Annotated in this window: 5 protein-coding genes; all 5 read right to left on the bottom strand. The window is 60.5% G+C overall.

Annotated elements, in window-relative coordinates:
- Positions 1-1103: J domain-containing protein (locus OC610_RS19050; RefSeq protein ID WP_264429843.1), on the bottom strand; the 1103-nt coding region annotated here is incomplete at its 3' end.
- A gap of 21 nt (positions 1104-1124) precedes the next feature.
- The gene (locus tag OC610_RS19045) at positions 1125-2816 is read right to left on the bottom strand and encodes an Hsp70 family protein (RefSeq protein WP_264429842.1); all 1692 of its coding nucleotides are present in this window, start codon (positions 2814-2816) and stop codon (positions 1125-1127) included.
- Between the two features lie 321 nt (positions 2817-3137).
- The gene (locus OC610_RS19040; RefSeq protein WP_264429841.1) at positions 3138-4319 is read right to left on the bottom strand and encodes a porin family protein; all 1182 of its coding nucleotides are present in this window, start codon (positions 4317-4319) and stop codon (positions 3138-3140) included.
- Positions 4320-4478: 159 nt separating this feature from the next.
- Positions 4479-5717, bottom strand: a complete 1239-nt coding sequence (locus OC610_RS19035; RefSeq protein ID WP_264429840.1) for a serine hydrolase domain-containing protein — start codon at positions 5715-5717, stop codon at positions 4479-4481.
- 6 nt (positions 5718-5723) lie between these two features.
- A partial coding sequence (locus tag OC610_RS19030) for an oligopeptide/dipeptide ABC transporter ATP-binding protein (protein ID WP_264429839.1) occupies positions 5724-6202 on the bottom strand: 479 nt, incomplete at its 5' end.

The raw sequence follows: 6202 nt of genomic DNA, 5'->3' as shown, positions 1-6202 counted from the left end.
GCTGCGCTGGGAAGTATGTGGCGCAGCAACAGCAACCCGGCACCCTGCCGGTACCAACGGTGGGGGATCAACCGCTGGCTGAGCAGCACGTCCAACCGGGCCGCTGCCACGGCCACCAGCGCCCAGATTCCGTAGGCCTTCATGCCGACCCAGTTCACTGCAATCATCAGCACCGGCACGATAACCGCCGAACTCAGCCCATCCCTATTTATCAGACCGGCGAACATCGACGTGATCAGCACCACGGACAGCGCCAGCCACAGGAACAGGTAGATGCCTCGATAGCTTGTCGGAGGTAGCCAGTCCCGCCAGTTGTCGACTGGCTGCAACCCAAGCTGCTCGGGCACCTCTGGATATTGATATTCGATCGTTTGAGCGAGCTGGGCAAAACGTTGCCAGTCACCGCTTTCAAAGCCATCGGCCAATTCACGGCGGTCACCGTCCGCCATGGTTTTAAGCAGCAGAGCGGCCGGCTGCCCGTGGATTCTGTCGGCGTCGAACCTGGCAAGGTCCGCCCGCACCGTCTCGGCAAAGGCTTGCGCCTCGCACCTTCTGATCAGGCGGTCCCAGCGCCAATATTCACAGGGCAGCGTGGCTTGGGCTTCATCCCACCCCAAGACCTTGCACACCCCATCGAAAAAGGCAGGCGACCACCCTTCTGCGGATTCGAGCCAGTCCAGGACGCTCTGCTCGAATTGCTGGCGACGCTCGAACGGCAACAGCCAGTCACTGGCCAGCCAAACGCGCAGCGCGTCCATTACCTGGCGGTCCCGGCCCTCGGCCAACCACTGCCGCATCTGCTCAAGGGACGGTTCCGGCGGGCTGATGGGAGCTGGGACGTCAATCTCGTTCAAAGAAATGGCGAGCGCAGGCGCCTGCGCAACAGGAGATGAGTCCGGGGTTGGCTCGCTGACATCCAGCGAGGCATAGCTGCCTTCATCGTCGGCCTGCGCACGCCACTGTGCCTCGGCCAGCGTCGCCTCGTACGCTTGGCGCAGGCGCTGGAACTCATCAGGGTTTTCGTCAGGACGATGGACTTTGAGCAGCCGTGCATAGGCGCGCTTGATACTGCGCTCGTCCGCGTCGGGGGCAAGGCCCAGCATTTGCCAATGGCTCATGGTGACTTACCTCTCCATCTCGAAATGGGCAAGGCGCAGGCTGATGTCGCCACGGGCTTCGCGGATCCGGTGTTCGTCCTGGGTGTCGAGGATCTGCTGGAAGTGGTTCGCCAGCGCGGCAATATGGTCTCGCCCGTCGCCAAGGCTTTCCTGATACAGGCGGTCCAGCCGAGCCAGCAGCAGCGTATTGACCTGCTGGTCCCGTGGATGCACTTTCAATGCTTCAAGGGCGGCCAGCCGTCGGGCGATTTCTTCCGGGGCCAGTACGCCAGGGTTGTTTTCGATGACCAACCGGCGGGTTTCGCCGTTGATGGGCAGATGCACCTGGGCTTCGAGCAGGCCGTTGTTGTCGTAAGTGAAGCGCACGTCCAGGGTGATCTCCCCGGCCTTGCGCGGTGGCACCGGAATCTCCAGCTCACCGAGAAAAATGTTGTTGGCCACCAAGCGGCTTTCGCCCTGGTAGATACGCAGCCTGACCACCTTTTGGTTGTCGCTGAGGGTCGACACGTCACGGGAGCGACTCACCGGCACCACCGTGTTGCGCTCGATGATGGGCAAGTAATGACCGCTTTGGTATTGGTTGCCCATCTGGACCGAGGTTTCGATGCCCAGGGTATAGGGGCAAACGTCGGTCAGCACCACTTCTTCCAGGGAAGCATGGCGTGCCTTCAGAGCCGCCTGGATGGCCGCGCCCTGCGCCACGACCTCGTCCGGATTGAGCTGCATCGCCGGGATCCGCCCGAACAGCGTCGCGACCAACTTGCGCACCAGCGGCATGCGCGTGGTGCCGCCGACCAACAATATTTCGTCCAGGTCCGCGACTTTGATCCGGGCATCACGCAGCGCGCGTTCGATCGGCGCACGCAGGCGATCCAGCAGCGGCTGGGTGATGTTCGCCAGATCGCTCTGTGTCAGTTCCAGGCTCCACTCACGTGCCTGCTCGCGCAGCACAAAACGCGCAGCCGGTGCCTGTCCCAACGCATGGCGAACACGCTGCGCCTCGCGCCGCAATCGCTGCGCCATGCCTGGTTGGGAAGTGTCAGGGAGGTCGGCGGCACCGATGCTGGCGATGAAATGCTCGACGAGCCGGTCATCGAAATCTTCGCCACCGAGGAAGTTGTCGCCGGCACTGGCACGCACTTCCATGACCCCTTCGAACAGCTCCAGGATGGACACGTCGAAGGTGCCCCCACCCAGGTCGAACACCAGGAAAGTGGCCTCGTCCCGCTGTTGCAGGCCGTAGGCCAACGCCGCGGCGGTGGGTTCGTTGATCAGTTTTTCGACCTTCAGCCCCGCCAGCTCGCCAGCAATACGCGTGGCCTTGCGCTGGGCATCGCTGAAATACGCCGGCACGCTGATCACCGCTTCGAGCACAGGCACACCCAGGGCGCGCTCGGCGTCAGCCTTGAGGCTGCGCAGCAGCATCGCCGAGAGTTCCTCCGCGCGGTAGGCCCGCCCGCCCAGCAACGTTTCACGGGCACTGCCCATGTAGCGCTTGAACAATGACGCGGTGAGATGCGGGTGGGTGTGCAGCCTTTCGCGAGCGATATCGCCGGCGATCAACTGGCCATCGTCGTCGAGGCCAACGACGCTCGGGGTAAGAAGATTGCCCAGGGCATTGGGCAGCAGCCGGGCGTGTTCGCCGTCCCAGGCCGCCACGAGGCTGTTGGTGGTGCCCAGGTCGATACCTATGATCACTGTCACTTTTCCTTAATTGACGCGGGCGGCCAGCAAAGCATCGCATCGCGGCACAGTCAATGCCGGTGCAGACGCGGTTCGCGGATTCATGATCGGGGGTATCGGCGGCGGAGGCGATGGCTTTAGCTGTGGATGCCCGGAAGCTGTAGGAGCTGCCGAGCGAAGCGAGGCTGCGATCTTTTCGGTCTCCATTGAGTTCCAACGAAGGATCAACTTCAAAAGATCGCAGCCTTCGGCAGCTTCTACACTGCAGTCCAGCAGACGCATCAGTACCCACCAAGCCCGGTGGTAGCGAAATCCGTTATTGGGAAATAACCCGGATCAGAAGTAATACCCGATGTTCATGTACAACTGGTTTTCCCACCGGTCACTACCCCCAGCCCCCAGACTCTGGGTGAGGCTGCTGCCGCCGATGACCGGGTCATTCTTGCCGTACAGCCATTCCGTGGCGATCCACAGTTTGCTGAGGGAAAACGAGGTGCCGAGAATCATCCGTTGCGAGGTCTTGAAGTCGTCTGCGGATTTATCGAAGGCGCTGTAGTTGGCGTACAGTTGCACGCCGCTGATCTGGTCGAACAAGTACTTGCCGCCAACGTCGTAGCTCACATCCGCCACGTACAGGTTACCGCGACTGGCCACGTTGTAGGTGGCGTCGTAACCGCCGAAAGTCACCAGTTCATCGGTGCCGGGGTTGCGCGGGGACATCTGCTGTCGCGCAGCTTGCAGTTGCACGCCCCACGGGCCGTTTTTGCCAATGTAGTGCACCGCCACGGCATTGCGCCGGCCGTCGTTGTCGGTGTCGCGATTCTCCAGGGTCGAGGTCAGGCCAGAAACGCCGACTTCGGACTTCCACGGCCCCAGGTCCAGCGCCTTGGCCACCCGCAGCACCACGGTGTTGCGTTCCTGGTTGTTGCTGCCGTCGATGACATAACTGTCCGCTTCGGAGACAACGCTGGAGTAGGTTTCACCCTTGCTGGTGCCTTTGCCCTGCGAGGCCGGGCGAACGTAGTAACCGGCCTGGATGTTCCAGTCGCCGCTTTGCTGGATGTACTTGGCGCCCAATTCTTCCAAGTCTTCCAGACCCACGACGTTGCCCAGGGTTTGATAGAACGTACTGCCAAAGTATGGCTGCAAACCGAACGGAACCTGGTTCAGGCCGACCTGGACTTGCTGATCGGAGTTGAACTTGTAGCCAATCCACGCCAATTCGGCGAACTGGACGTCTCCTACATTTTCTGTGTACTGGTAAGGATACGCTCGACCATAGAAACGGTACTTGGCCTCGCCGATCCAAGTGTCGGATTTGTACTTGGCGGAGAGGATCACGGTATCGAAGTTGAACTTCTGTATATCGCGATCCGGGTCATAGTCCCAACGCGCCCGGATGGCACCGCCGAGATCGAGGTTATCGGTGACTTGGATCGCCTGCGCGTGGGTGGAAAGTGCGCCCAACAGCGCCAGCGGGATCAGTGAGCCCAAGGCCCGGGTGGTGTTCAAGTTCATGGTCGCTCCATCTTTAAGTTTTATTTTTGGCAACAACCATCCCGGCCACGACAAAGCGCGGTCTGGATGAAATAGGTAGGGCCCGCCGGAACTGAGGTTGGAACAGCGTCCAGGTGCTAGCGGGCTAATGGTGTTCGAGAAGTCGCAGTTGTTTAGATGTCAGTTGCGTTGAAGTTCTTCAACCACAGCCGCACAAGCGCGGAAGGTATCCAGCGTCCACACTGGATTGATGAAGTCCGGCCAACTGGAAAGTTTTACGATCGCCACTTCAGAAGCTGGATCCCAATAGATGCTTTGACCAAATACTCCGCGCGCCGAGTAGATCCCGTGCTCACTGTCCAGTACCCAGCACTGATTGCTATAGGCCGCGGTAGGAAAGGACTTGGTGTAATAGCCGTAGAGGACTTCAAAAGCGGGTGTGGAACCACGTCCGCAGGCACGCACAAACGTCTCCGGGACGATCTGTTGGCTGTTGTAGTGTCCACCCTGCAAATACATTTGGGCAAAACGCCCGAGATCACGCAGCGTGGCGCTTATCCCGCCATCGGCCAATGCGGTTCCAACACAGTCGAGGGTGATATTCGCGTCTTGTTCTGCCCCCAGTCTCGACCAGATCTCCCGACTCAACAAAACGGGGAGCCGCTCGCCACAGGCCCGCTCGCAGACCCAGGCCAACATGTCGGTATCCACTGAGCGATACTCAAAGAACTGGCCATGTTCACGATCTTTACCCAGCGACTTCAACAAGGCATAGATGCTGTCGGGTGAGTTTCGCTCGCCCCGTTCACGCCAACCCGAGGCGATATCCAACTGGATGAATTCGGCGTCCGGATCGGTGTAGTCCTCCCTGAATCTCACGCCGGTGCGCATATCCAGCAGATCCTGTACCCGGGCGTCGCCATAGCCGCTTGTCGAAAGCTCGGGCACATAGTGGCTGACAGGCGCTTGAGGATCGATCCTGCCCTGCCCGATCAACCGGCCGACCAGACTGCCGATGATGGTCTTGGATACCGATTGCAACAGATGCAACGTGTGCGGCTGCATACCGTTGAAATACTGCTCCGACACCACCTTGCCTTGGTGAAGTACCAAAAAACCATCGGTATAACTATCGGTCAGGAAGGTCGCCAGATCGGTTTGCCCGCCGTCGACCCGCTGGAAACGTACGTCGTCCAGTGAGCGCTCGTTGCGCTTGAGTTCGCTGACCGGCCCGGGACCGCGATGAATAGCGGCCACCGGAAACAGCTGGCTCATGTGCTGGAACGACCAGCGGTTATAGGGCGGGCTGTCCCAGTTATGCAGGCCAATCTGCTTTTCCCGGGACGGCGGATAGCCCTGCATCAGCCTTAAATCCTGGTAGCCAATGCCTGGAGCGGTCATCTCATTTTTATTGTACATAGGGGTTCAGCTCTCATCGTTCAGAGGGTGGTGGCAGGAAAAGCGGTGGCCATGATCCTGGGTCTCGGCTGGCACCTCTCGGCGACAACGCTCGCTGACCCGCGGGCAACGAGGCGCGAAGTGGCACCCGGTGGGCCGGTTCAAAGGGCTGGGAATTTCGCCGCTCAGGATCTGCAACTGGTCACGGCGTTCCGGGTCGATGGAGGGCACCGAGTTGAGCAGCGCACGGGTGTAGGGATGACGCGGCCTACCGAACACCTGCTCCACAGGCCCGGCCTCGACGATGCGTCCCAAGTACATCACCAGCACCTGCTGCGCCAGGTACTCCACCGTCGCAAGGTCGTGACTGATGAACAGGTAGCTCAGGCCATTGTCGGTCTGCAGCGTCTTGAGCAATTGCAGCACTTGGGCCTGGACCGACACGTCGAGCGCCGCCGTAGGCTCATCGAGGACCAGCAGTCTTGACTCCAGCGCCAGGGCTCGGG

It is taken from the genome of Pseudomonas agronomica, from assembly GCF_025917275.1.
In the GTDB taxonomy this organism is placed as follows: domain Bacteria; phylum Pseudomonadota; class Gammaproteobacteria; order Pseudomonadales; family Pseudomonadaceae; genus Aquipseudomonas; species Aquipseudomonas agronomica.
Note: the sequence above shows the minus strand (reverse complement) of the source record. Positions and strands in the feature narration are given on the sequence as shown.